The following is a 24,335-nucleotide window of genomic DNA, read 5'->3' on the forward strand; positions in this document are numbered from 1 at the left end:
GTTATAAAATGCCGCCCGTTTAGTCTATATATCTAATTTGCCCAAAAAACGTAGGCAGAAGTTAGGTATCACCCCCACATTTGAGGAAATAACGTTGAGCGATAATCAATCTTTAAGCTACAAAGACGCTGGTGTAGACATTGACGCAGGTAACCTGTTAGTCGAAAAAATTAAAGGTGCAGTAAAACGCACCACTCGTCCAGAAGTAATGGGCGGACTTGGCGGCTTTGGTGGATTATGCCAAATCCCTAAAGGTTACGACGAGCCACTATTGGTAGCGGGTAATGACGGTGTTGGTACTAAATTACGTTTAGCTATTGATTTGAAAAGACACGATACCGTGGGCATCGACTTAGTTGCCATGTGTGTTAATGACCTTATTGTTCAAGGTGCTGAGCCATTATTCTTTTTAGACTATTATGCAACAGGCAAGTTAAACGTAGATGTAGCCGCTGATGTTGTTAGTGGTATTGCCGACGGTTGTGTGATGTCAAATTGCGCTTTAATTGGCGGTGAAACTGCTGAAATGCCAGGTATGTATGAAGGTGATGATTACGACCTAGCTGGATTCTGTGTTGGTGTAGTAGAAAAAGCAAAAGTAATCGACGGCACTAAAGTTAAACCAGGTGATCAATTAATCGCTCTAGGTTCATCAGGCCCTCACTCAAATGGCTATTCACTTATCCGTAAAGTGATTGAAGTTTCAGGTGCCGACTTATCTGCTGAATATGAAGGTAAAGTATTAGCTGATCAGTTAATGGAACCAACTAAAATATACGTTAAACCAGTATTAGAACTGCTTAAAACTGTTGACGTACATGCCCTGTCTCATATCACAGGTGGTGGTTTCTGGGAAAATATCCCTCGTGTATTACCGGCCAATACTAAAGCAGTTTGTAATGGTAACTCTTGGCAGTGGCCTGCGGTATTTAACTGGTTACAAGAAAATGGCAACATTAAAACCCATGAAATGTACCGTACATTTAATTGTGGTGTAGGTATGGTGATTGTCGTTGATAGTGCTGATTTAGAATCAAGTATTCAAATTCTTAAAGACGCAGGCGAAAATGCTTGGCACATTGGAGAAATCCAAAAAGCGGCTGACGGTGAAGAGCAAGTCGAAATATCTGGAGTTTAATCAGTGACTCAACTTGTTAACACTCTTTCTTCTGAGAACGGAGACGCTAACGCGTCTTCTGCCTCTAAAGCATCTATCGTTGTTTTAATCTCTGGTAGTGGCACCAATTTACAAGCCATTATCGATGCCTGTATCGCTAATAAAATTAACGGCCAAGTCTGTGCGGTTATTTCTAATAAAGCGGGTGTTTACGGTTTGGAACGTGCTAATAATGCAAATATTGCAACGCACGTCTTAAACCATAAAGATTTTGATACACGTGAAAACTACGACAAATCATTAGTTGATATTATCGACAAGTACCAACCTAAAGTTGTAGTACTTGCTGGTTTTATGCGTATTTTAACTGCTGGGTTTGTGTCTCACTACGCTGGTAAATTAATTAACGTTCATCCATCTTTGTTGCCTAAATATCAAGGTTTAGATACCCATCAACGTGCAATTGACGCTAAAGATCAAGAACACGGTTGTAGCGTACACTTTGTAACTGAAGAGTTAGACGGTGGCCCGGTTATTTTACAAGCCAAAGTGCCAGTATTTGAAGATGACGATATTGACTCGTTATCGCAACGTGTTCACTATCAAGAACATCAAATTTACCCTATGGTGGTAAAATGGATGTGCGAAGATAGATTGACCATGACGCAAAAATCGAATACGTTCTCTGCATTACTTGATAACGTTATACTACCCGAACAAGGATATGCCAACGATGATTAATCGTCTGAGTGCTTTTATACTAAGTGTTGCCCTTTTACTGACTTGTTCAATAACAAACGCTTCTGAACAAAGCTTTGTTATCAAACCTTTTGATGCGGTTTACGATATGTACCGCCAAGGTGACAAATTAGGTTCAGGCAAAAGAAGCTTAAAAGCATTAGGCAATAATCAATTTTCGTTATCCTTAGACAGTGATATTGAATGGCTGATCTTTTCTGATGAAAGAAAAGAAGTCAGCCGTTTTTCCTATACCCAAGGTAAGATAATCCCGTCGTTTTATCTTTATAGACGCGAAGGCACAGGTAAAGATAAAGAACTCGATATTATGTTTAACCTAGATCACTCTTTGATCATAAAGCCTAAGCATGAAGAGTCGCCAGATAAATGGCAAGATGGTTGGTTAGATGAAATGAGTTTGCATATGCAAATTCAAGCTGACCTGATCGACGGCAAAACAAGGTTTGAATATACGGTTATTGGTAACTCAGGTAAGTTAAAAGATTATGAATTTGAAGTGATTGGTCATGAATTGATCAGCACAGGTTTAGGTCGATTTAACGCTACAAAAGTAGCAAGAGTTTATCCTAAAGGTAAATTCTATGCGCAGCATGCCTGGTTTATTCCAGAACTTAACCACACGTTAGCGCGTTTGTGGCGCATGAAAAAAGGCGTTGAACAGTACGACTTAGTGATTAGTTCATACCAAGAAGCACAAGCTAAGTAATCAACAACCCTCTCTCGTTAAACTAAACCGCATTCATTGCTTTTAGTTTAGTTTAACGCCTAACCTAAACAGCACCCATTGTTTAGGTTCTAACTTCACCCAAGATTCATTATCCGTTAACGGTCTTGTTGCTATTACAGTAACTATGTCGTTATCCGTTGTTTCTTCACTGAAATTAACAGTCACGTCTTTGTCTATTAAACTTGCGGGGCCAAACGGGGCTTTTCTTGTGATCCAAGTCAGGTTATTACTACAATAAGCCAATACATGTACGCCATCGGATATTAACGCATTAAACACACCTAACTCATCAAGCTGTTTGCAAAGTTTGGCTGTGTATCTAAATACACTCTGCCAATTTTTAGGCTTAGTTGGATACTTTTGTTTTAACTTTCCCATAATCCAACAAAATGCATACTCACTGTCGGTTTCACCAATCGGCATAAAGTCAAAAAGGGCTAATAACTTGTAGCCAGATAACTGACCATTATGAGCAAAGGTAATATTACGCCCCCAAAACTCACGAACAAAAGGATGGGTATTTTCTAGTTTTATGCCACCACGATTGGCTTGTCTAATATGAGAAATAACCGAACAACTTTTTATTGGGTATTCCATCACTAAGTTAGCAATTTTTGAGTTTGAACTTGGCGCAGGATCTTTAAACGTGCGACAGCCTTTACCTTCGTAGAAAGTGATACCCCAACCGTCTTTGTGCGGCCCTGTAGTGCCGCCTCTTTGTACTAACCCCGTGAAGCTGAATATTATGTCAGTCGGAACATTTGCCGACATGCCGAGAAGTTCACACATTAGAGTATTTTCTACCTACAATAATTAACCAGTTGAATAATACCCATTGCATAATCTTAACTAGTTAGTTTTCTTTTAGAATTAATTATATAGAATAGCTTTCAATCTACCTACGGCCTTTTTTATAACGCAGAAGTTTTTAAAATGCAAAAGCAACAAAGTCTAATGAATCGAGCTGAAATACGACAAATTATCAGACAAAAACGCAATGCGCTTTCGCTAGAGCAACAATCTAATGCTGCCAAGCTAATAAGCGACAAGATCATTGAATTGGTTACTCCAAAAGACGTTGTGGCTTTGTATTTAGCAAACGACGGGGAGATCTCGCCAAATCAGACAATACGTCACTTACAACACAATGAAGTGACCACCCTGCTACCGGTTATGCATTCGTTTCATAAAGGATATTTGAATTTCCAATCCTACCTCTGCACAAAAAATACCGACAACACAATCATGGTTAAAAATAACTTTGCCATTTTAGAGCCAAAATTAAACGCTCTGCAAACTTATCCTTTATCACAAATCCATTATATATTTATGCCTCTTGTCGCATTTGATGCGAACGGTAATCGGCTTGGCATGGGCGGTGGATTTTACGACAGAACATTATCCAAACTAGCTGAACTTGAGTCTAGGCCTAAACTCATTGGGTTAGCTCACGACTGCCAGCAAGTGGATGAATTACCTAAACAAGCTTGGGACATTCCACTGGATTTGATCATCACTCCAAACAAGATCATTGTTCCTGATCAATAAGTCGATAAGCATTAACATACAGACCTAAAGAAAGGTGTATACTCGCTAAGATAAGGTCTTCATTCACTCACTATTAATTAACTCACAACAGATTAATTTCAACGGAAAAATAATGACTCAAGACGAAATGAAAAAAGCAGTCGGCTACGCTGCGTTAGAATATGTAAAACCAGATGCTATCGTCGGTGTTGGTACAGGCTCTACCGTCAGTTATTTTATTGAAGCACTTGGTACTATTAAACATACCATTCAAGGTGCAGTGTCGAGTTCAGACGACTCAACCCAAAAGCTAAAAGCACTTGGCATTGAAGTTTTTGATTTAAATAGCGTCCCATATTTAGATGTTTACGTTGATGGCGCGGATGAAATTAATTCCGACAAAGTCATGATCAAAGGCGGTGGCGCAGCATTAACCCGAGAGAAAATTATTGCCGCGGTTGCCAAGCAATTTGTATGTATTGTTGATAGTTCTAAACAAGTTAAATTCTTAGGCGAATTTCCGTTACCTGTGGAAGTGATTCCTATGGCCAGAAGTTATGTTGCTCGCGAAATTGTAAAATTAGGCGGCGATCCCGTTTATCGTGATGGTGTAGTGACCGACAACGGTAATGTAATTTTAGACATATTTGGTATGCAAATCGCCCAACCTAGAAAATTAGAAGAGCAACTTAATGCCATCGTGGGTGTAGTGACAAATGGTTTATTTGCACATAGAGCTGCAGATATCGTCATTGTTGGCTCTAATGACGGAATTAGCGTCCTAAAATAAAGTTATCCTACTTACAGCCAAGGTTATTCAAATGATTTTGGCTGCAAGTCCTATTATATCTAGCTTTGCACCCTATTAGTGCGCATTGTCTCTGCTACAAAGCTTTTCCCCTGCTAACGTATTGTAAAAAATGGATTAGATATATTAATTCGATTCAATAATTACCTTTATTATTTAGCCAAAATAGAGTATTAATTCTAACTCAAACCTAGGTGGACTCTAACGTTCCATTAATGAAAGCAATTAAAGAAAGGCAAACACAACAATGAGTAAGGTGTCATTAGCAAAAGATAAAATTAAAATTCTATTTCTTGAAGGTCTTCATCAAAGTTCGGTTGATACTTTAGTCGCTCAGGGCTATACCAACATTGAATTTTTAACGACATCGTTACCTGAAGAAGAGTTAATTGAGAAGATCAAAGGCGTGCATTTCATTGGTATTCGTTCGCGCTCACAATTAACTGAAAAAGTATTTGCTAACGCCAATAAACTTATTGCTGTAGGTTGTTTTTGTATAGGTACAAACCAGGTTGACCTGGATGCCGCTAAAGAAAAAGGTATTGTGGTATTTAATGCCCCTTACTCAAATACTCGTTCGGTTGCCGAATTAGTTCTTGGTGAAATATTATTACTCATTCGTGGTGTGCCAGAAAAGAGTGCAAAAGCGCATAAAGGTATTTGGAACAAGTCTGCGACTGGTTCTTTTGAAGCTCGTGGTAAAACGCTTGGTATTATTGGTTACGGTCATATTGGAACTCAGCTAGGAATTTTGGCTGAAACATTAGGTATGACAGTTAATTTTTACGACATAGAAACTAAGTTAACTTTAGGTAACGCATCTCAAGTTGCCACTATGGATGAATTGTTAGCGACAAGTGATGTTATCACTTTGCACGTTCCTGAAAATGCAGGAACACAAGACATGATAGGTGCAAATCAGTTCGCTCAAATGAAACAAGGTGCTATTTTCATTAACGCCTCACGTGGTACGGTTGTCGATATTGACGCGCTAGCCAAAGCCCTAGAAAGTAAAAAGCTTGCTGGTGCTGCCATTGATGTATTCCCAGTAGAGCCAAAATCAAACAATGAAGAATTTGTATCACCATTACGTGGCTTTGATAACGTAATATTAACGCCTCATGTTGGTGGGTCTACACAAGAAGCACAAAAGAACATAGGTATTGAAGTATCTGGCAAATTAGCTAAGTACTCTGACAATGGTTCTACGTTAAGTGCGGTAAACTTCCCAGAAGCATCGTTACCTGAATTTGGTGGCCGTAGTCGTTTATTACATATCCATGCTAATCAACCAGGTGTGTTAACCAAAATCAATGAATCGTTTGCCAAACATAACATCAATATTGCGGCTCAGTATTTACAAACTGACGACAAATTAGGTTACGTTGTAATCGATGTAGAAACTGATGATTCAAAACTAGCATTAAAGGAATTAAAATTAATTCCGGGTACAATTAAAGCTAGATTATTGCACTAATATTTGTTTATTTTATTTAAAAAGGAAGCTTAGGCTTCCTTTTTTTATGCTCAAAAAACACAAATTCCTCATTTAATTCAATACTATAAACCATAAAAATATAAAAACTTTACACATTGAATTTTTACTGTATATTTACACAGTCTTTTGTTTTTGACCAAGTTAGAAATTAGGAGTTAATTATGGCTGTTGAAACCAGATATGTAGTTATACGTTCAAATAGAGATAATGAGGAGAAAGAAGTTATGACGTTCACTGATAAGCGTTCGGCTGACGACTATGACAAAATGTTAGACATGGCTGATGCTATGTTTGAAGTCCTTCATAATTCCGAAATTGACTTACCTGAACAGCAATGTGAAGAGTTAAGTGTGTTTTTAGCAAAACAACGCGAAGAAGTATTAGTTGCGTTACAAGCGAAAAAAAAACCAAGTCCACCGAATAAAAAAGCATCAAAAAACAAAAATGACAAACAAACAGATTTGTTAGACCGCACTGAAGATAGCTCTGAAATTTCAGAAAAATCATTATCGGCGACACTGTTAGAAGATGTAAATGCCAAAGCAGAATCGAAAGAAGACAGTAAATTAGTAGATTTTGTTATTGAAAAGGACGATGCCGCTTGAACTCCTGAAATAATCCCTTATAAAGGTCGCAATGAATTTAATAATGTTGTTGTATTAAATGCGACCGATTAGGAGTTTTATGTTTAACAAGAGTTTTATCACTAACCTTATTGCTGTAATAGCCTGTGTTTTAGGCTGGTTATTAAAAGTAGATTGGTTATTAGCAATGGCATTGTTTGCACTATCTGGTGCGCTTACCAACTGGATAGCAATCCACATGTTATTTGAAAAAGTCCCAGGACTGTACGGTTCTGGGATCATTCAAATCAAATTTGAGCAATTTAAAGCCGGTATTAAAACCTTAATCATGGAACAGTTTTTTACTGTTGAAAACTTTAACAAGTTTTTATCCGAGAAAAGCGGCCAAGCTCATCAGTTCAATTTAAAACCAATTATCGCCGATACCGATATGTCCCCCGCGTTTGATTCTTTAGTTGCCACCATTAAGCAAAGCTCGTTTGGCAGCATGTTAGAAATGTTTGGTGGCGATGCTGCATTGGTTCCACTAAAAGAACCATTTATTGAGAAACTGAAAAGCTCAGTTATTGAAATCACAGAGTCTGAGCAATTTGCCGAAAAACTAAAAGCCAGTGTTAGTTCAGAGCAAAACATCACAGATATGATGAATAAAGTCGAATTGTTAGTTGAGCAACGTTTAGAAGAATTAACCCCCGCTATGGTCAAAGACATTATTCAACAGATGATCAAAAGTCATTTAGGTTGGTTAGTAGTTTGGGGCGGTATATTTGGTGGTTTAATCGGCCTGTTAGCCCACGTATTAAACTTTTAACTGCTTTAGCTAAGTTAGGTGACTTGTTAAAAATATCGGCTTATAAGCTTAACACGTCGCCTAAATCATAATTTAACGATTAGATGCTGCAGTTTTAACTGCGTAATCAATCAAGTCGTTATAAAACTCTGGAAAGTCTTGCTCAATTGCCGCTTGATTTTCTAGGTACCAATCAAGACTCTCAGTTAACTCTACCGGCTTTTTTAAACGCCGACTTATTCCTGTAAGTGCGCGCTCTATATTATCCATATCACCATAACCAGATAGCCAATCCATTTGTTTCATGGCGCTAACGGTAGTTATATATTTGTCGGGTAAATGTTTAATATTAGTATCAAGCTGAATGTAACAATCTTGAGCAAAGACAGGCAAAGAATTGTGGTGAAAGTTAGCAAAGTTTATAGCTAATTGATGGTCGTACAATACATCGATAATAATACCGCCATAACGGCGTAGGCTGCCTAACTCCCGCGTCAGTGACTTAGTATATAAGTGTGAGTCAGTAAAGGTGTCAATTGAGCGATGTAACTGAATGCCTTGTTTTATTTTGTCATTATAATTTAGTCCACTGACTTGCCCTTTTACAAAATCCCCTAACAAATTTCCCGTTGGGGAAGTGTCCGTCATGGCTGCTAAATGTAAGTGGGCAAGGTAATTCATAGTTATCCTCAAATTAAAAGGTAGATTCAAGTAGAGGGTTAGTTATTTTTCTAACAGCTTTTCCATACGTTTGATCAACTTAAAGTCTAGGTCAGATAAACCACCAACATCATGGGTAATTAATGTCACATCGACTTTATTCCAAACATTAAACCATTCTGGATGATGAATTAACTTTTCTGCATGCATCGCAACTTGTGTCATCCAACCAAATGCGTGGATAAAGTTTTTAAATACAAACTGCTTTTTTAATTTACCGTCGATAATTGACCATAGCTGATCTTGAGCCAATAAATCGTTTACTTCAGCCAGTTGCTCTATAATTTGTTGCTCTGTTAATTTTGTTGCTGCCATAATACCCATCCAATGCTTATCTATTATTTATCTATCATGCCAATTGATCAGCATAATTAACACTTTCTATTTGTTGTGCTCAAATCCACATTGCCAACAAATGTACACTTCTAACTACAGTGTGTATTTGGTTTTAATCTATTTTCTCTCTAGTTCTAATATAGTTGTGATATTAAATTCTAGGCATTAAAAAAGCGGCTTTACGCCGCTTTAGTTAACAATATATGCTTATTTACGGTAAACCTTCACTTCTTTGTAACCATGTTCGTGTAACAACAAAGCTTGCAAACGGCTCATTACGCCACGGTCACAATATAAGAAATAAGGTTTAGCTTGGTCTAAGTCGCCAAACTGAGTTGCGATTCTAAAGAATGGAATTTCAATCACTTCAACACCATCTAAAACTAATGGTGAATCATCCATTTCTTCTGGGCTACGCACGTCGATAACAACAGCATCAGCAGGTAATTCAGTCACTTGTTCTAATTCTTGAACTTCCTCAGCCGCTTGTTTAGCGATATCACGGATATCCATAACATCAGCATTGTTAACGGCATCGTCCAAAATACTCATATCAAAATGCGATTCAGCTTCAATGATTTGAGATAACACGGCACGAGTGGTCGGCTTTTTAGAGATCACACCACAATATTCAGGCATAGCAGCGGCAAAATCATGAGTACCAATTTTACGTGATGTGTCGATGATCTCAGCTTTATCCAAATGAATAAGCGGACGTAGAATAAGGGTTTCAGTTACTCGGTCGATAACATTTAAGTTTGTTAGCGTTTGGCTAGAAACCTGACCCAAACTCTCGCCAGTTACTAATGCTTTTATGTTTAAGCGCTCAGCAACTTGCGATGCAGCACGCATCATCATACGTTTAAGCACAACTCCCATTAAACCATTATCAATTTTGGTTAAAATCTCAGCCACAACGGGATCAAAATCTACTGCGATAAACTTAGTTTTATGTGAGCTGCTATAACGCTTCCAAATTTCGTAAGATACTTGTTTAACGCCAATCTCATGTTCTTTACCACCTAAGTTAAAGAAGCAGAAATGGGTGCGAGCACCACGGCGCATTAAGTGGTAAGTCGCAACACCTGAATCAAAACCGCCTGATATTAATGACAATACATCTTCTTGTGATGGGATTGGCATTCCGCCTAATCCTCTATGATGTGTTTTAACTACTTGGAAACGATCTCCACGTAACTCAGCTTTAACGGTTATATCTGGTTTTCTTAATGATACTTTTGCTGATTCAACCGCTTGGTTTAATCCACCACCAATATAACGCTCTAATTCCGAAGAGGTGAAATCATGTTTACCTGAACGTTTAACACGTACACAGAACGATTTACCTTCCAATTCACCTTGCCAATGACGAGCTACATCGTTAAATGCAGTATCAAAGTCGATAAATGGATATTCGATTACTTCATTAAACTGATCAACACCAGGAATACGGGAAAGCGCATCAATAATTTCTAATTCAGTTTCACGAGGTAGTTCCGTTGTTTCAATCAGTAAGTCACTCCAACGAGAGATAACATGAGCTGATTCAAAAATACGTTTTATTATTGAACGAACATTAGATTCTAATAACTTACTGAAACGTCTACGAACTGAGCGACTTTTGATGTTTATTTCTGGGTGGTATTTTACGATTAATCTCATAACTTCTCATTGGGGTTGTCACTGAAATATTAAATATGGCGATATTCAGTTGATATAAAGCGGCTTAGCCTAAAAATTGGGCGAGATTATACCCTTGATTGGCACTACGTAAAAGAGCCATAGAAATTAATACAGTAATTGATTTACACCAATTACTGTTCTTCTATGTCTCCAACGCGGATTGGTTCAGACTCTTTAGCTTTACCTTGCATGATTGAGATTTCAACACGGCGGTTTCTTTTACGATTTTCTTCTGAGTCGTTTGGCACTAAAGGACGAGTATCCGCATGACCCGTTATGATCAGGCGACCTTCATCAAAGCCAGGAGCAGTGAGCATTTCAACGGCAACAGCCACCGCTCGTTTTGAAGATAATTCCCAATTACTAGAAAATAACTCGTTAGTTACATCAACATCATCTGAATGACCAGAGACGGTTACTTCACCTGGTACGTCATTTAACAACAAAGCTATTTTTCTGATAATAGGTTTAAATTGAGTTTGTAAATAGGCAGAACCAGATGGGAAGGCGCCATTTTCACGGATGCGGATAATAATTTGTTGTCCCAACGACTCTAATTCAATAGCGCCGTCCATTATTTCTTTTTCCATTTGCTGAGCTACTTTTTTCATTAGCTCATTAACTTGGTCTTGTTCAGCCGCTGCTTCAGAAGCCGACTCAGACTCTGCATCAGAGGTTGCAGAGCTCATCCCGCCACGTAATTCAGCCGTTTGTTCTTGGCGTCCGCCAGCGGATTCATCCTCACCCTCTTCAAATTCTAAAACTTGTTGAGTGATCTCTATTGTTTGTTGCTGCAAAATAGGAATTGGTGTTGGATCTGGGCGTCCCGGACGAAACTCTTGCGCAATGACCGAGGTCCCTTTTGGAATATCTTTAACTTCTAGTTTGTTCTGAACACCAAAAGCAAACTTCATTGAGCCTGCTATTTGTTTAAACTTAAGCACGTCCATTTCAGCAAATGACAATAACAATACAAAGAAACACATCAATAATGACATCAAATCGGCAAACGTTCCCATCCATGCAGGCAGGCCTTCAGGAGGACATTTAGGACATTCTTCTTCTTCTTCAATCATTTAATTCTCAGTACAGTTTATCAAGGTCGCGCTATTCAATGGTTTATAAAAACACTTACTCTTCTGTATTTATTTCACGCTTTGATGCCGGTAAATAGTTACGTAAAACACCTTCAATTACTTTCGGGTTTTGGCCGTCTTGAATGCCTAAAACACCGTCCATAATTAAACTTTGATTTATTTTCTCTTCGTCTTTACGCAAGTTCAATTTATTCGCCATCGGCAAGGCAATTACGTTTGCCAAAAATGCACCATATAATGTTGTTAACAAGGCAACCGCCATTGCAGGCCCGATTGATTTTGGATCATCCATGTTTGACAGCATGGCAACTAGACCAACTAGAGTACCAATCATTCCCATTGCAGGGCCTATATCACCTAGGGTTTTAAATATGCCAGCACCTAAATCGTGGCGCTCGGTAGTAAGAGAAATATCTTTGGATAAAGTAGCTCGAACAACGTCTCCGTCGTGGCCGTCAACTAATAGGTCAACGCCCTTCTGTAAAAATTCATTACTGATTTCAGCTTCTTCTAATGCTAAAAAGCCACCTTTTCTGGCGGCGTCGGCAAGTTCAACTATTTTTTCAATAAGCTCATCAGGTGCTTCAATCTTAAAAGAAAATGCTTTACCGGCTATTTTACCCGCGCTGATAAACTGAGGAAGAGTGTAGTTAGCCAACAAAACAAAGGTTGAGCCACCAAAAACAATCGCAACTGAAGGAACGTCAATAAACATTCCCAAACCACCACCCATTACCATTGCCATGACAATGAAACCTGTGGCGCCGATCATTCCAACAATCGTTGCTATATCCACTTTAAACTCCTAGTTGTTGGGTAATGTAATACCGATGAGGCTCAAGCCTACAAATAAAAAAACGTATTGCCAAGAAAATACTATAACACTTAATTATCGACAGTATTTCCGGCAACTTAAATATATTCAAACGCTTATCTTGTTAACTGGTTAAAGTTTATACCATCCACACCAATATTAATGGATTCTGATTGAATAAACACCCCTTGTGCTGTAATTTACAATGCTGATTTTCTACAGGCGACAATTGAATTAAGGTTAACATGGCGACCACAAAATCCGTTTCTTTTGAAACTGCAATTAGTGAACTAGAAAGCATAGTCTCACAATTAGAATCTGGCGATCTTGAATTAGAACAATCTCTTACATTATTTGAGCGTGGCATCGAATTAACTCGCCTTAGTCAGTCAAAATTACAAGAAGCCGAACAAAAAGTACAAGTATTAATGGCAAAACAAGACCAATTAGAGTTACAGCCATTTGCTGCCAATGAACAATCCCATGGTGAAAGTTAAGCATGGCTTCAACAGAACATGTTTCATCTGATACTTCATTAGCTGGCTCAATCAATGAATACAAAGGCCGAATAGAACGCTTTTTAACTAACGAGTTAAAAGACGCCAGTATTGACGAGCCTGTGTTAAAAAGCGCAATGGAGTATTCATTACTGCTTGGCGGAAAACGTCTACGTCCTTTTTTAGTGTATGCCACAGGCGAGCTATTTAATGCTAAGTCACAAGATTTAGATGCACCAGCAGCGGCTTTAGAAGCAATACACAGTTACAGCTTAATTCATGACGATCTTCCAGCTATGGACGACGACGAGCTTAGGCGCGGCAGTCCAACTTGTCATATCAAATTTGATGAAGCCACCGCTATTTTAGCCGGCGACACATTACAGTCATTTGCGTTTAATGTATTGGCCAAACATAACTATATCGATGTATCGGCAACGCAAGTGGTGCAGATGTTTACCTTGTTAACACAAGCCGCAACCGACATGTGCGCAGGACAAAGTATCGATTTGCAACAAACTAATACTTTGCAACAAAGCAGCAGTTTACAACAAACCAATAACACGCCGGTTTCCAACTTAAACAAAGACGCATTGTTGACCAGTTTACAAGAAATGCATCGTTTAAAAACTGGCGCATTAATTAAAGCTTCCGTGCTAATGGGCGCTATTTGTGGCTCGGCCACAGAGCTAGAGACCAAAATACTAAGTCAATATGCAGATGCAATTGGACTGGCATTTCAAGTTTGGGATGATGTATTAGACATTACCTCGGACACTGAAACCTTAGGTAAACCACAAGGTTCAGATGTTGCAGCGAACAAAACCACCTATCCAGCTATTTTGGGACTTGATGGCGCAAAACAAAAAGCGACAAATTTAATTACACAAGCAGTACACGCTTTACAACAATTACCGTACAATACGCTGCAATTAGAGCAACTAGCTTATTACATCATTGAACGAGACCATTAAGTTCACTTATGACAGTAGATATTTCAAAATACCCAAATTTACAAAAAGCGTTAACGCCTCCGCAGTTACGCCAGATCCCACAAGAGCAATTAGGATTTGTGTGTAAAGAGTTACGCCAATATTTATTAAGTTCTGTTAGCAAAAGCTCAGGCCATTTTGCTTCGGGACTTGGTACGGTAGAATTAACGGTTGCTTTACATTATGTGTATAACACACCTTACGACCGTTTAATTTGGGATGTGGGTCATCAAGCCTATCCGCATAAAATTATTACAGGCCGTGCTGATCAAATTCATAGCATTCGTCAAAAAGACGGGCTTCACCCATTTCCTTGGCGCGAAGAAAGTGAATACGACACATTAAGTGTGGGTCATTCATCTACTTCAATTAGTGCTGCATTAGGTATGGCTGTTGGTGCGCAAGCTGAACATAAAGCCAATCCAAGCCAAGAAAGTAGAAAAGTGTGTGCGGTTATTGGTGATGGTGCAATGACAGCAGGTATGGCATTTGAAGCCATGAACCACGCCGGTGATATTAAGCCAGACATGTTAGTTGTACTTAATGATAACGACATGTCTATTTCTGAAAACGTAGGTGCGTTAAATAGCCATATGGCTAAGCTGCTATCTGGTAGCCTTTACACTACGTTAAGAGAAGGCAGTAAAAAATTATTAAGCGGTATTCCACCAATCAAAGAATTGGCTGGCCGCGCAGAAGAACACTTAAAAGGTATGGTTGTTCCTAGCACCATATTTGAAGAACTTGGTTTTAATTATATTGGACCAATTGACGGACACGACATAAATGGTTTGGTTAACACCTTACGTAATATGCGTAATTTATCGGGTCCTCAGTTTTTACATATTATTACCAAAAAAGGCAAAGGTTATGAACCTGCCGAACAAGACCCTATTAAATACCATGCCGTGCCAAAATTTGATCCCGCGTTAACTTCGTTACCGTCGTCAAAAAACAGCAAACCAACCTATTCTAAAATATTTGGTCAATGGTTATGCGACATGGCAAGCCAAGATCCAAAACTAATGGCGGTAACACCGGCCATGCGTGAAGGTTCTGGTATGGTTGAATTTTCTAAACAATTCCCTGAGCAATATTTTGATACCGCGATTGCCGAGCAACATGCAGTTACGTTTGCCGCAGGACTTGCTTGTGAAGGTTTTAATCCAATCGTTGCAATCTACTCAAGCTTTTTACAACGAGCCTATGACCAATTAATTCACGATGTTGCCATTATGAATTTACCTGTGTTATTTGCCATTGACCGCGCTGGCATAGTCGGAGCCGATGGCCCAACTCACCAAGGCACGTTTGATTTAAGCTTTTTACGTTGTGTACCAAATTTAGTGATTATGGCACCGAGTGACGAAAACGAATGTCGTCAAATGTTGTACACAGGTCATAAGTTAAATAAACCATCTGCGGTTCGTTACCCTAGAGGTGTTGGCCGTGGAATTGAAGCACAGCAAACCATGCTTGAGTTGGAAATTGGCAAAGCTAATGTCATCACAGAAACCAAACAAGACGATTTAGTTATTTTAAACTTTGGTACTTTTTTAGCAGAAGCTGAAATTGCAGCAAAAGCATTAAATGCCTCTGTCGTTGATATGCGCTTTGTGAAACCAATGGACTTAGCTTTATTAGATAAGGTTGCAGCTCAATACAAAACGATTGTGACCATTGAAGACAACGCTATTGCAGGCGGTGCTGGTTCTGGTGTTAATGAATACCTAAACGCCAAACGTTTTAATAATTCAGTATTAAATATTGGTTTACCGGATCAGTTTATTAAACACGGTACTCAAGAAGAGATTTACCAAGAGCTTATGCTCGACGCCAAAGGCTTACAGCAACAAATAGAGACGTTTTTAGCGATTAGTTAAATGCTCTTGTAGTAAATGCGTTAAGCAAATAGCGCAAATAAAAAAAACAGCTCAAATGAGCTGTTTTTTTGTTTTACCTAATACCAATTACATTAATTATCCATCTCAAACTAACTTGTTAATTTACGGGTATGAAGTTTCAGCAAGCTTTAACTTGATTAAATTAACTAGCAAGCTCTTTCATTTTATTAATTAGTATTTCAATCTAATTGCTCTGCGTATGCATTCCATAATTCAGCTGCCGATGTGTCGATATTATTACCAAATAAACTGCTAGATACACTTTCACCTTGGATTGAAAAGTAACGGTCTGAATAATCAAACATTGCAGGCCAACCCCATTGTTCTGTTGCCCCCATCATTTTTACAGCTAAGGAAGTTACTACATAAACATTACCTGTCACAGTACGATACCTTGATCCCCAGTCTGCATTTAAAAAGTTAGCAGTTCCATCCCAGTAACGAATGCCCCATTCAGGTAAACCTATATCTGCACTTGTGTAATCTATTTGATCTTCATCATCATCAGCAACCGTACGGTCTATCTCAGTTTGGCTTACATAAAAAGTTTGTTGGTCTTCTGAAAACAACAAATTATTACCATTTTCAGCATCTGCTGCGGCTAACATGCCAGAATGATTTAATACCAGTCCAGCAATTAGCAAAGGTAATTTACGCCCTTGATTGTGTCCGCCACTGTTATACCAATAATAACCTCCTTTACCGTCTATTGGCCCATTGCCTAATACACCATAAATATCAATGCCATATTGAACCATGGCAACTAAAGCATCTTGTTTTTCAGCATCGGTATAATCAAGCTGTAATTGCAAACCAATAATGCCAGTTAACTTGCCAAGTTCACGGCCATAAAGAGGCATTGATGATTCTGGATGAATCTCTCGTTGTGTCCACTCTGTATTATGATCTAACCAAACCCCTTCAATATATGGGACATAATCACTGATATCAGGCGTGGTTTCTAAGCGAGCATATTTACCTAATACGTTAAAGTCCAAGTCCGTTAATGTAGCAAGGATACTTTTATCTGTACCTACATAAGCAGGTCGAAATGAGTTATCTGGTGGCGTTTCGCTGAGAATTGTTAATATCGCAGCTTGAGTAATAAATGGACGTTGCGTATTTTCTTGTTTAGAAATCGCTTTAATTACTGAATTTCCAGCGGCTAAAATTAAAGATTCGCCCGTGTTCCCAGGATCTACATTTTTACTTGAGTCATAGGCCATATCGGTATTAGTGACATCTAAGTCTCTAAGAGCGTCAAACCCTTGAGTACTTTCGTTAAGTGGATTGATTTCAGCGCCGTTACGTACTCGGCCATTGTCATCAAATGAGTCTGGAGTAATAGAGGTGATCTCTACATTTCCACCATTATTATGAACCCACCACTGACCATCTAAAAACTGGCCAGTTTCATATTCTTCAGCAAAATAAAAAGTAATATCACCCGATGTCACCAAACTGGCGACAGTATCAAATTCATCAGGAAACTGTTCTTTTGAATCATCGGAGCTACAACTGCTCAGGCTTAATAGCACTAACAAAATAATACTGTGTTTCATATAAGCTCCCTTGTTTTTATCTGGTTAATTAATACACGGCTGATATTAACCTTATTTAATTAACGTTACCAATCGGTTTACTTAATTCCATTTTTAATACTTAGCTCCTTTTAAAACAAAAAAAAACGAAACCTTTTGGCTTCGCTTTTCTTATGAAGATCATATTTTAAATATAGATCGTCTTTTTATTATAAATCGTACTCTTTACATTGTGCGAAAATTACATTTTTTCCATTGTTTCTATACCTAACAGGTCCAAGCCTTTTTGCAGCGTATTCGCCACTAACAAACTTAATGCCAAACGGCTGTTTTTAGTCTCTTCTGGAATACCGTCTTTTAACATAGGGCATGCTTCGTAGAACGTCATAAACAAGCTTGAAAGTTCATACAGGTATGAACATAACAAATGCGGTGTTAAGTTTGCGCTTACGCCGTTAATGGCTTCAACAAACTGTAATAACTTAACCGCCAATGCTTTTTCTTGAGCCGCTTCAATGATAACAGTCGCGTTAAAGTCACTTGCGTCCAATCCAGCTTTACGGAAAATACTTTTAATACGCGTATAAGCATATTGTAAATATGGTGCGGTATCGCCTTCAAAGCTGAGCATAGTGTCCCAGTTGAAAATGTAATCAGTCGTACGGTTTTTACTTAAATCCGCATACTTGATTGCACCAATACCAACTTTACGAGCAATTTCTTTTTGCTCTTGTGCCGTTAAACCAGAGTCACGTTCTGCTAATAACTTTTCAGCACGTTCAACAGCTTCATCTAATAACTCAACTAGCTTAACAGTGCCGCCAGTACGTGTTTTAAATGGCTTACCGTCTTTACCTAACATCATGCCAAACGGGCCATGTTCGTAAGTCGTCGACTCTTTAATTAATCCGCCTTTACGACCCACTAATTCAGCTTGTTTAAAGTGATACGCTTGACGAGCATCCGTGAAAATAATAATACGGTCAGCGCCTAGTTCAAAAGAACGATACTTCATTGCGGCTAAATCCGTTGTGGAATATAAAAAACCACCGCCAGATTTTTCAACAATAAACACTGAAGGCTCACCGTCTTTATTGGCTAACTCTTGTAAAAATACAGCTTGAGCACCTTGCGATTCAACCACAATACCTTGTTGTTTAAGGTCGGCAACCACATCAGCTAACATTGGGTTGTAAGCACTTTCGCCCATAATGTCTTCGTGTTTTAAGTTTACGTTTAGTTTTTTGTAAACTTCTTCACTGTGTAAAATAGACACGTCGATAAACTGCTGCCAAAGCTTTTTACATTCAGCGTCACCGCCTTGTAACTTAACAACGTAAGCTCTTGCTCTGTCGGCAAAACCTTCTTCTTCGTCAAAACGAACTTTAGCCTGACGGTAAAAATCTTCTAAATCTGACAATGCCGTGGTGGCGACTTCTGACGCTTGTAACTTATCTTGTAAATGCGCAATCAACATACCAAATTGCGTGCCCCAATCACCCATGTGATTTTGACGAATAACGTTATGGCCAAGAAAATCAATAACGTTAGCAACCGCATCACCAATAATGGTCGAGCGTAAATGACCAACGTGCATTTCTTTAGCTAGGTTTGGTGCTGACAAATCAACAACAACCGTTTTAGCGGGTTCTTTTTCAACAGATAAACGTGCATCAGACAGCGCAGTTTCTACTTGTTTGGCTAACCACTGTGGTTTTAACTTAACATTAATAAAACCAGGACCTGCAATTTCTAAGCTTTCAGCTACGTCGTCCAATTCAACTACATCTAATATTTGTTGTGCAATTTGACGAGGGTTTTGTTTAAGCATTTTAGCCAGTGCCATCGCACCATTAAATTGATATTCACCAAATTCAGGGCGGTTACTTCGCGCTAAAGGCGCAGGTGCATTTTCAGCCCCTTCAATTTTGGCTAACGCTTGTTTAAATCTATCTTGTACTAGCTGAAAAACATTCATTCTTTTTTACCTTGCTGAGTCTTATTTTTACTCGGTCTAACTGTATTAATTAAAAATACAAGCTGTAAGCTGTAAGCTGTAAGCTGTAAGCTGTAAGCTGTAAGCTGTAAGCTGTAAGCTGTAAGCTGTAAGCTGTAAAAGCGTAACTTAATATTAGTTCAATCAAACTCTTTTATATTGAAGCTATTTTGTTCGAGGTCTAGGACAAAAGAACAATAATAAAATCAGTTTCTTTTGATTCTAATTGCAGATGAATCGTTCGAGGTTGAGTAAGAAGCGCGCAATGTATGCCAATACATGAGCACTTCGAACGATAAGATCGGACGATTCAGCAAATATTAGTTCAAAAGCTAGTGTTCACGAGTTTCTGTGAACATTACCTCTGGATATCGCTCTTTGGACAAGTTCAGATTAACCCTTGTTGGTGCGATATACGTTAAGTTGTTACCACCATCTAGTGCTAAATTGATTGAACACTTACGTCTAAATTCGTCGAATTTCTTCTCGTCTTCGCAGCTTACCCAACGTGCTGTCGCTACGTTAATGGCTTCGTAAATAGCTTCTACGTTGTATTCAGATTTTAAACGTTGTACTACAACGTCAAACTGTAGAATACCGACGGCGCCTACGATTAAATCGTTGTTATCTAGTGGTCTAAATAACTGCACTGCACCTTCTTCCGAAAGCTGAATAAGACCTTTTAACAATTGTTTTTGTTTTAATGGATCTTTTAAGCGAATACGGCGGAATAGCTCTGGTGCAAAGTTTGGAATACCTGCAAATTTAAAGTCTTCACCTTGGCTGAATGTATCGCCAATTTGAATGGTGCCGTGGTTATGTAAACCAATAATGTCGCCTGGGTAAGCTTCTTCTACCGCTGAACGGTCGCCGGCAACAAAGGTTAATGCGTCTGAAATACGAACATCTTTACCAAGACGAACATGTTTCATCTTCATGCCCTTTTCGTATTTGCCTGACACAATACGCATGAAAGCAACACGGTCACGATGTTTTGGGTCCATGTTTGCTTGAATTTTAAATATGAAACCTGAAAAGTTCTCTTCGTTTGCTACCACTTCGCGCACGGATGTTTGACGTGGCATAGGTGTTGGTGCCCACTCGGTTAATCCATCTAACATGTGATCAACACCAAAGTTACCTAATGCAGTACCAAAAAATACAGGCGTTAATTCACCAGCTAAAAACAAGTCACGGTCAAATTCATTAGACGCACCAATAACAAGTTCTAACTCTTCACGCATTTGTATGGCTAAGTCCTCACCTATGGCGGTATCAATGTCTGGGTTGTTTAAGCCTTTAATGGTTCTCACTTCTTGAACCGTAGCGCCTTGACCCGTTTGATACAAAATAACTTCGTCACGGTGAATATGGTAAACACCTTTAAATAATTTACCGCAACCAATTGGCCAAGTAATTGGCGCACAAGCGATTTTCAATTCGTCTTCAACTTCGTCCAATACTTCCATTGGGTCACGAATATCACGGTCGACTTTGTTCATAAACGTAATGATTGGCGTGTCACGTAAACGCGTAACTTCCATTAATTTACGAGTACGGTCTTCTACACCTTTAGCCGCGTCGATTACCATTAAACATGAATCCACAGCGGTAAGCGTACGGTAAGTATCTTCCGAGAAGTCTTCGTGTCCTGGGGTATCCAATAAGTTAACTAAGCTGCCTTTGTAAGGAAATTGCATAACAGATGTGGTGATAGAAATACCACGGTCTTTTTCCATTTCCATCCAGTCAGACTTGGCGTGTTGGTTTGACCCACGACCTTTTACCGTACCGGCTTTTTGCAAATGGTTCCCATACAGTAATACTTTTTCTGTAATGGTGGTTTTACCGGCATCTGGATGCGAGATAATCGCAAACGTGCGTCGGCACTCTATTTCTTTGTTTAACTGAACATCTGTCATTTATATTTTCTTTTATCGGGGTGCTAACGGGAACACTAAAACCGGCACTAAAAATCGCTCTAATAAATATCGTGCTTAGTGTGCTTTTAACTGTCGTTAGTTGGAAAAATTTTAATGGCGCGATTATACATAAGAGTAAGGGAATTGAGTAGTAATCCATCACGGCAAATGTAATTAATTACGCAATAACCTATGAGATTTGGAATAAGGTTAACCTGAGGTGCTTTTTCAGCGGTTAGCGACTGACTTTAATAACTAGAAGAGTATTTTTTTATTATCTGTTTGATCGTCAAATCACTGTCTTTAATGGCTTGATTAAATACATCTAACTGAGCGTCAGACATAAGTTCAAGCCGTAACATATAATAAATGGAGTCAAAATTAACGACCATTTTTGTATTGATAATATCATTGGAATAATTTTTATAGGCTAACAGATAAATTCCAGTTAACTCATCTTCTACAACGTAATCTATCCTATCTTTTTTCAGTAAATCAAAACGTTGTCTGGCTAGCCTTGTGTTAATAATACTGCCTTTGTAACGCCCTAAAAACTTATTAAAGTTATCTCCATAAACACTGCCTTGGTTGATCGCTATAATATTATTTTTGACGTTTAGCTGCTGTAAATATTCTTGGTTGTCGATAATACTGGGATGCAGTGATGTTTTTTCCTGAGCAAAAATCACCATTTTTTCATATCGGTAAGAGGTGCTGAATTGTGAAAACAGTTTTCTGTCTGGATGAAAACTCGCGCCGATAAGCATATCTACGCGTTTATTTTTTAATTCTTCAAACCCTCGACTTGATGAGGGCATTTCAACAAACTCTCGGCAAAATGGTGTTTTACTTAATATAGAATCTAAGATTTCTATTTCCACACCAACCAATTTACCATTAGATTTAAAAATATAAGGAGGCCATTGATAACTACTGGCTACTTTGATCAGCAATTCACAACTGGTAGCAGAGAAACTAAACATCAAAGCTAAACACACTGCAATACGGCAAATAGCTATGCGCCAAACCGAACTTTGTTCATAAACGTAATGAATGGCAGCAGGTTTCATTTTTACTTTATCTATCAATATATCCCCTCCCCTCAAGCATTAACCTTACAGAGCACCTAGCTTTTTCACTTAGCTTTTTTTATTTATTTTTAGTTAGCTTTATTTAACTTGAAAAAACAGTGTCTGTTTTTTACTATCGGCCAAATTGCACTTAGCCTTAACCTTAATCATAGAATGTAATACCACACATACAAAAAATGCCGCTTAGTAAATAACTAAGCGGCATTAAATATCTGTGAACTCTGCCTTCAAATCAACTTATTAACTCAATCAATTTGTAACAAAGGATGAATTATAATAATTAACTTTCTCTAATAATATAATCAAAAGCTGACAGTGAGGCTTTAGCGCCCTCGCCCATGGCGATAACAATTTGTTTGTAAGGCACCGTAGTGACATCACCACAAGCAAAAATACCAGGCTCAGACGTTTGACTCTTAGCATCAATGATTATTTCACCATGTTTGGTAAGATCCACGACTCCATCAACAAAGCCGCTGTTTGGTACTAAACCTATTTGCACAAATATTCCAGCTAAAGCTTGCCTATGTTGCTCGCCTGTTACTCTGTCTGTGTAATCAAGGGCAGTTACTTTGCCATTTTCAGCAATCACTTCTTTGCTTGCTACATTTTTGAGAATAGTGATCTTTGGGTTACTTTGAGCTTTGTCTATTAACACTTGGTCAGCTTTTAAATCTGGCATAAATTCAAATACTGTCACATGATTTACCATACCAGCTAAATCTAATGCAGCTTCAATACCTGAGTTACCGCCACCCACAACAGCAACATCTTTGCCTTTGAAAAATGGCCCATCACAATGTGGACAGTAAGCTACGCCGTTACCAATATTTTCTTTTTCCCCAGGGACTCCTAGTTCACGCCATTTAGCCCCTGTGGCTAAAATAATGGTTTTGCTTTCAATTACTTCGCCCGTTGATAGGTGTAGTTTCTTGATGGTTCCCTTTTCTATACGGTCAACGCGTAAATGCTCTTTAATTGTGATGTCGTAATCGTCTAAATGACTTTGCATATTGCCGGTTAATTCTGTTCCTGTGGTTTTTGGAACCGAGATCAAGTTTTCAATACCAACCGTGTCTTTTACCTGACCACCAATTCGGTCAGCGATAAGGGTGACTTTTAAGCCTTTTCTGGCGCTATAAATAGCGGCAGCAACCCCTGCAGGCCCACCACCAATTACCGTCACATCTTGTTGCGGTAAGGCTTCTTGTTTGATGTTATTAAGAATTTCTGGGTCTACGGTTAATAACTTATCGACCAATTTCCCTGTGTCTATTTGGCCATTGGCAAATATTTCACCATTTAAGTAAACACTTGGAACACCTTGAATATTACGCTCTGCTATTAATTCAGGATATAAACCACCGTCAATCATTTCAGTTGTAATGTTTGGGTTTAATAAAGCAAACTGATTGAGCGACTGAACAACGTCTGGACAGTTATGACAACTAAGGCTGATAAAGACTTCAAATTTTAACTTTTTGCTTACGCCTTTAATTAACGATTGGATAGACTCATCCAATTTTAATGTTGTGCCTGACGAGTGCAAAATAGCTAACACTAATGAGCTGAATTCATGGCCACCGGGAATACCTGAAAAAAAGATGCCGTTAAATTTTCCATCCACTTCCAAACCAAAACTAATTGGGCTGCGAAGCTCTGGGGATTGTTTTTCAACTAAGTTTAAATTGTCAGACACTGACACAACTTGAGTTAAGAATTGTTTTAGTTCATCACGTTTTGGATGGTCACCTGTATTCAAGACTAAGGTAACAGCATGTTGCATATTAGCAGTGTAAGTTTTAAGTGCGTTTATTAATTCGTTATTTAACATTGATATAACCCTTATCCGATACAGTTTGTCTAAGAAAAATACAGACAAAAAAATGAGAGAAAAAGAAAGGCGGTGGGAGTGAGAAACTCCCTTGCTAC

At 38.5% G+C, this 24,335-nt stretch carries 22 protein-coding genes; 11 read left to right on the plus strand and 11 right to left on the minus strand.

Annotated features, from left to right (window positions below):
* Positions 1-94 precede the first annotated feature (94 nt).
* The 3 genes from purM (at position 95) to BTO11_RS15330 (ending at position 2,582) form a co-directional block, all read left to right on the plus strand.
* Entirely contained in the window at positions 95-1,138 is a 1,044-nt protein-coding gene (purM, locus tag BTO11_RS15320; protein ID WP_105053416.1) for a phosphoribosylformylglycinamidine cyclo-ligase, read from the plus strand.
* Positions 1,139-1,213: 75 nt separating this feature from the next.
* The gene (gene purN / locus BTO11_RS15325; RefSeq protein ID WP_219846500.1) at positions 1,214-1,858 is read left to right on the plus strand and encodes a phosphoribosylglycinamide formyltransferase; all 645 of its coding nucleotides are present in this window, start codon (positions 1,214-1,216) and stop codon (positions 1,856-1,858) included.
* A complete protein-coding gene (locus BTO11_RS15330; RefSeq protein WP_181135934.1) occupies positions 1,851-2,582 on the plus strand; it encodes a DUF3108 domain-containing protein in 732 nt (243 codons plus the stop codon). The genes purN and BTO11_RS15330 overlap by 8 nt, the downstream gene beginning before the upstream one ends.
* A gap of 42 nt (positions 2,583-2,624) precedes the next feature.
* Here BTO11_RS15330 and BTO11_RS15335 read toward each other — a convergent pair whose 3' ends face one another.
* On the minus strand, positions 2,625-3,392 hold the full coding sequence (locus tag BTO11_RS15335; RefSeq protein WP_105053419.1) for a class II glutamine amidotransferase: 768 nt from the start codon (positions 3,390-3,392) through the stop codon (positions 2,625-2,627).
* A gap of 144 nt (positions 3,393-3,536) precedes the next feature.
* Between BTO11_RS15335 and BTO11_RS15340 the strand changes: the two genes are divergently transcribed.
* The 5 genes from BTO11_RS15340 to BTO11_RS15360 all read left to right on the plus strand — a co-directional run bounded on the left by BTO11_RS15340 (position 3,537) and on the right by BTO11_RS15360 (position 7,831).
* A complete protein-coding gene (locus BTO11_RS15340) occupies positions 3,537-4,151 on the plus strand; it encodes a 5-formyltetrahydrofolate cyclo-ligase (RefSeq protein WP_229793273.1) in 615 nt (204 codons plus the stop codon).
* A 112-nt stretch (positions 4,152-4,263) separates the two neighbouring features.
* Positions 4,264-4,920 carry a ribose-5-phosphate isomerase RpiA gene (gene rpiA / locus BTO11_RS15345; protein WP_105053420.1) on the plus strand — a complete coding sequence of 219 codons (657 nt, stop codon included), beginning with the start codon at positions 4,264-4,266 and terminating at the stop codon, positions 4,918-4,920.
* A gap of 265 nt (positions 4,921-5,185) precedes the next feature.
* Positions 5,186-6,415, plus strand: coding sequence for a phosphoglycerate dehydrogenase (serA, locus tag BTO11_RS15350; protein ID WP_105053421.1), 1,230 nt, complete (start codon positions 5,186-5,188; stop codon positions 6,413-6,415).
* Positions 6,416-6,597: 182 nt separating this feature from the next.
* Positions 6,598-7,041 carry a YebG family protein gene (locus BTO11_RS15355; RefSeq protein ID WP_105053422.1) on the plus strand — a complete coding sequence of 148 codons (444 nt, stop codon included), beginning with the start codon at positions 6,598-6,600 and terminating at the stop codon, positions 7,039-7,041.
* Positions 7,042-7,120: 79 nt separating this feature from the next.
* Positions 7,121-7,831 carry a DUF445 domain-containing protein gene (locus BTO11_RS15360; protein ID WP_105053423.1) on the plus strand — a complete coding sequence of 237 codons (711 nt, stop codon included), beginning with the start codon at positions 7,121-7,123 and terminating at the stop codon, positions 7,829-7,831.
* A 72-nt stretch (positions 7,832-7,903) separates the two neighbouring features.
* Here BTO11_RS15360 and BTO11_RS15365 read toward each other — a convergent pair whose 3' ends face one another.
* The 5 genes from BTO11_RS15365 to pomA form a co-directional block, all read right to left on the minus strand.
* The gene (locus tag BTO11_RS15365; protein WP_105053424.1) at positions 7,904-8,491 is read right to left on the minus strand and encodes an acyl carrier protein phosphodiesterase; all 588 of its coding nucleotides are present in this window, start codon (positions 8,489-8,491) and stop codon (positions 7,904-7,906) included.
* 42 nt (positions 8,492-8,533) lie between these two features.
* On the minus strand, positions 8,534-8,845 hold the full coding sequence (locus BTO11_RS15370) for a 4a-hydroxytetrahydrobiopterin dehydratase (protein ID WP_105053796.1): 312 nt from the start codon (positions 8,843-8,845) through the stop codon (positions 8,534-8,536).
* A 228-nt stretch (positions 8,846-9,073) separates the two neighbouring features.
* Positions 9,074-10,528 carry a tRNA uracil 4-sulfurtransferase ThiI gene (gene thiI / locus BTO11_RS15375; RefSeq protein ID WP_105053425.1) on the minus strand — a complete coding sequence of 485 codons (1,455 nt, stop codon included), beginning with the start codon at positions 10,526-10,528 and terminating at the stop codon, positions 9,074-9,076.
* Between the two features lie 152 nt (positions 10,529-10,680).
* Positions 10,681-11,625 carry a flagellar motor protein MotB gene (locus tag BTO11_RS15380; RefSeq protein WP_105053426.1) on the minus strand — a complete coding sequence of 315 codons (945 nt, stop codon included), beginning with the start codon at positions 11,623-11,625 and terminating at the stop codon, positions 10,681-10,683.
* Between the two features lie 55 nt (positions 11,626-11,680).
* The gene (gene pomA, locus BTO11_RS15385) at positions 11,681-12,442 is read right to left on the minus strand and encodes a flagellar motor protein PomA (protein WP_105053427.1); all 762 of its coding nucleotides are present in this window, start codon (positions 12,440-12,442) and stop codon (positions 11,681-11,683) included.
* Between the two features lie 263 nt (positions 12,443-12,705).
* On the opposite strand from pomA, the gene BTO11_RS15390 reads away from it, so the two are divergent.
* Genes BTO11_RS15390 through dxs form a run of 3 tightly spaced genes read left to right on the plus strand, consistent with a single transcriptional unit; the run spans position 12,706 to position 15,832 of the window.
* Positions 12,706-12,957 carry an exodeoxyribonuclease VII small subunit gene (locus BTO11_RS15390; protein WP_105053428.1) on the plus strand — a complete coding sequence of 84 codons (252 nt, stop codon included), beginning with the start codon at positions 12,706-12,708 and terminating at the stop codon, positions 12,955-12,957.
* Between the two features lie 2 nt (positions 12,958-12,959).
* Positions 12,960-13,931, plus strand: coding sequence for a polyprenyl synthetase family protein (locus BTO11_RS15395; RefSeq protein ID WP_105053429.1), 972 nt, complete (start codon positions 12,960-12,962; stop codon positions 13,929-13,931).
* Between the two features lie 8 nt (positions 13,932-13,939).
* Positions 13,940-15,832 (plus strand): 1-deoxy-D-xylulose-5-phosphate synthase, encoded by a 1,893-nt coding sequence (gene dxs, locus BTO11_RS15400; protein WP_105053430.1) that lies wholly within the window; start codon positions 13,940-13,942, stop codon positions 15,830-15,832.
* Positions 15,833-16,032: 200 nt separating this feature from the next.
* Here dxs and BTO11_RS15405 read toward each other — a convergent pair whose 3' ends face one another.
* From BTO11_RS15405 to ahpF, 5 genes are all read right to left on the minus strand, one after another.
* On the minus strand, positions 16,033-17,415 hold the full coding sequence (locus BTO11_RS15405; RefSeq protein WP_105053431.1) for a glycosyl hydrolase family 28 protein: 1,383 nt from the start codon (positions 17,413-17,415) through the stop codon (positions 16,033-16,035).
* A gap of 220 nt (positions 17,416-17,635) precedes the next feature.
* Complete coding sequence (argS, locus tag BTO11_RS15410; protein ID WP_105053432.1) at positions 17,636-19,372, minus strand: arginine--tRNA ligase; 1,737 nt, start codon at positions 19,370-19,372, stop codon at positions 17,636-17,638.
* Positions 19,373-19,722: 350 nt separating this feature from the next.
* On the minus strand, positions 19,723-21,312 hold the full coding sequence (gene prfC, locus BTO11_RS15415; protein ID WP_105053433.1) for a peptide chain release factor 3: 1,590 nt from the start codon (positions 21,310-21,312) through the stop codon (positions 19,723-19,725).
* Between the two features lie 248 nt (positions 21,313-21,560).
* Positions 21,561-22,400 carry a substrate-binding periplasmic protein gene (locus BTO11_RS15420; RefSeq protein ID WP_105053434.1) on the minus strand — a complete coding sequence of 280 codons (840 nt, stop codon included), beginning with the start codon at positions 22,398-22,400 and terminating at the stop codon, positions 21,561-21,563.
* A gap of 283 nt (positions 22,401-22,683) precedes the next feature.
* Complete coding sequence (ahpF, locus tag BTO11_RS15425; protein WP_105053435.1) at positions 22,684-24,237, minus strand: alkyl hydroperoxide reductase subunit F; 1,554 nt, start codon at positions 24,235-24,237, stop codon at positions 22,684-22,686.
* Positions 24,238-24,335 lie beyond the last annotated feature (98 nt).

Origin of the sequence: Psychrosphaera saromensis (genome assembly GCF_002954545.1) — a bacterium.
Taxonomy (GTDB): domain Bacteria; phylum Pseudomonadota; class Gammaproteobacteria; order Enterobacterales; family Alteromonadaceae; genus Psychrosphaera; species Psychrosphaera saromensis.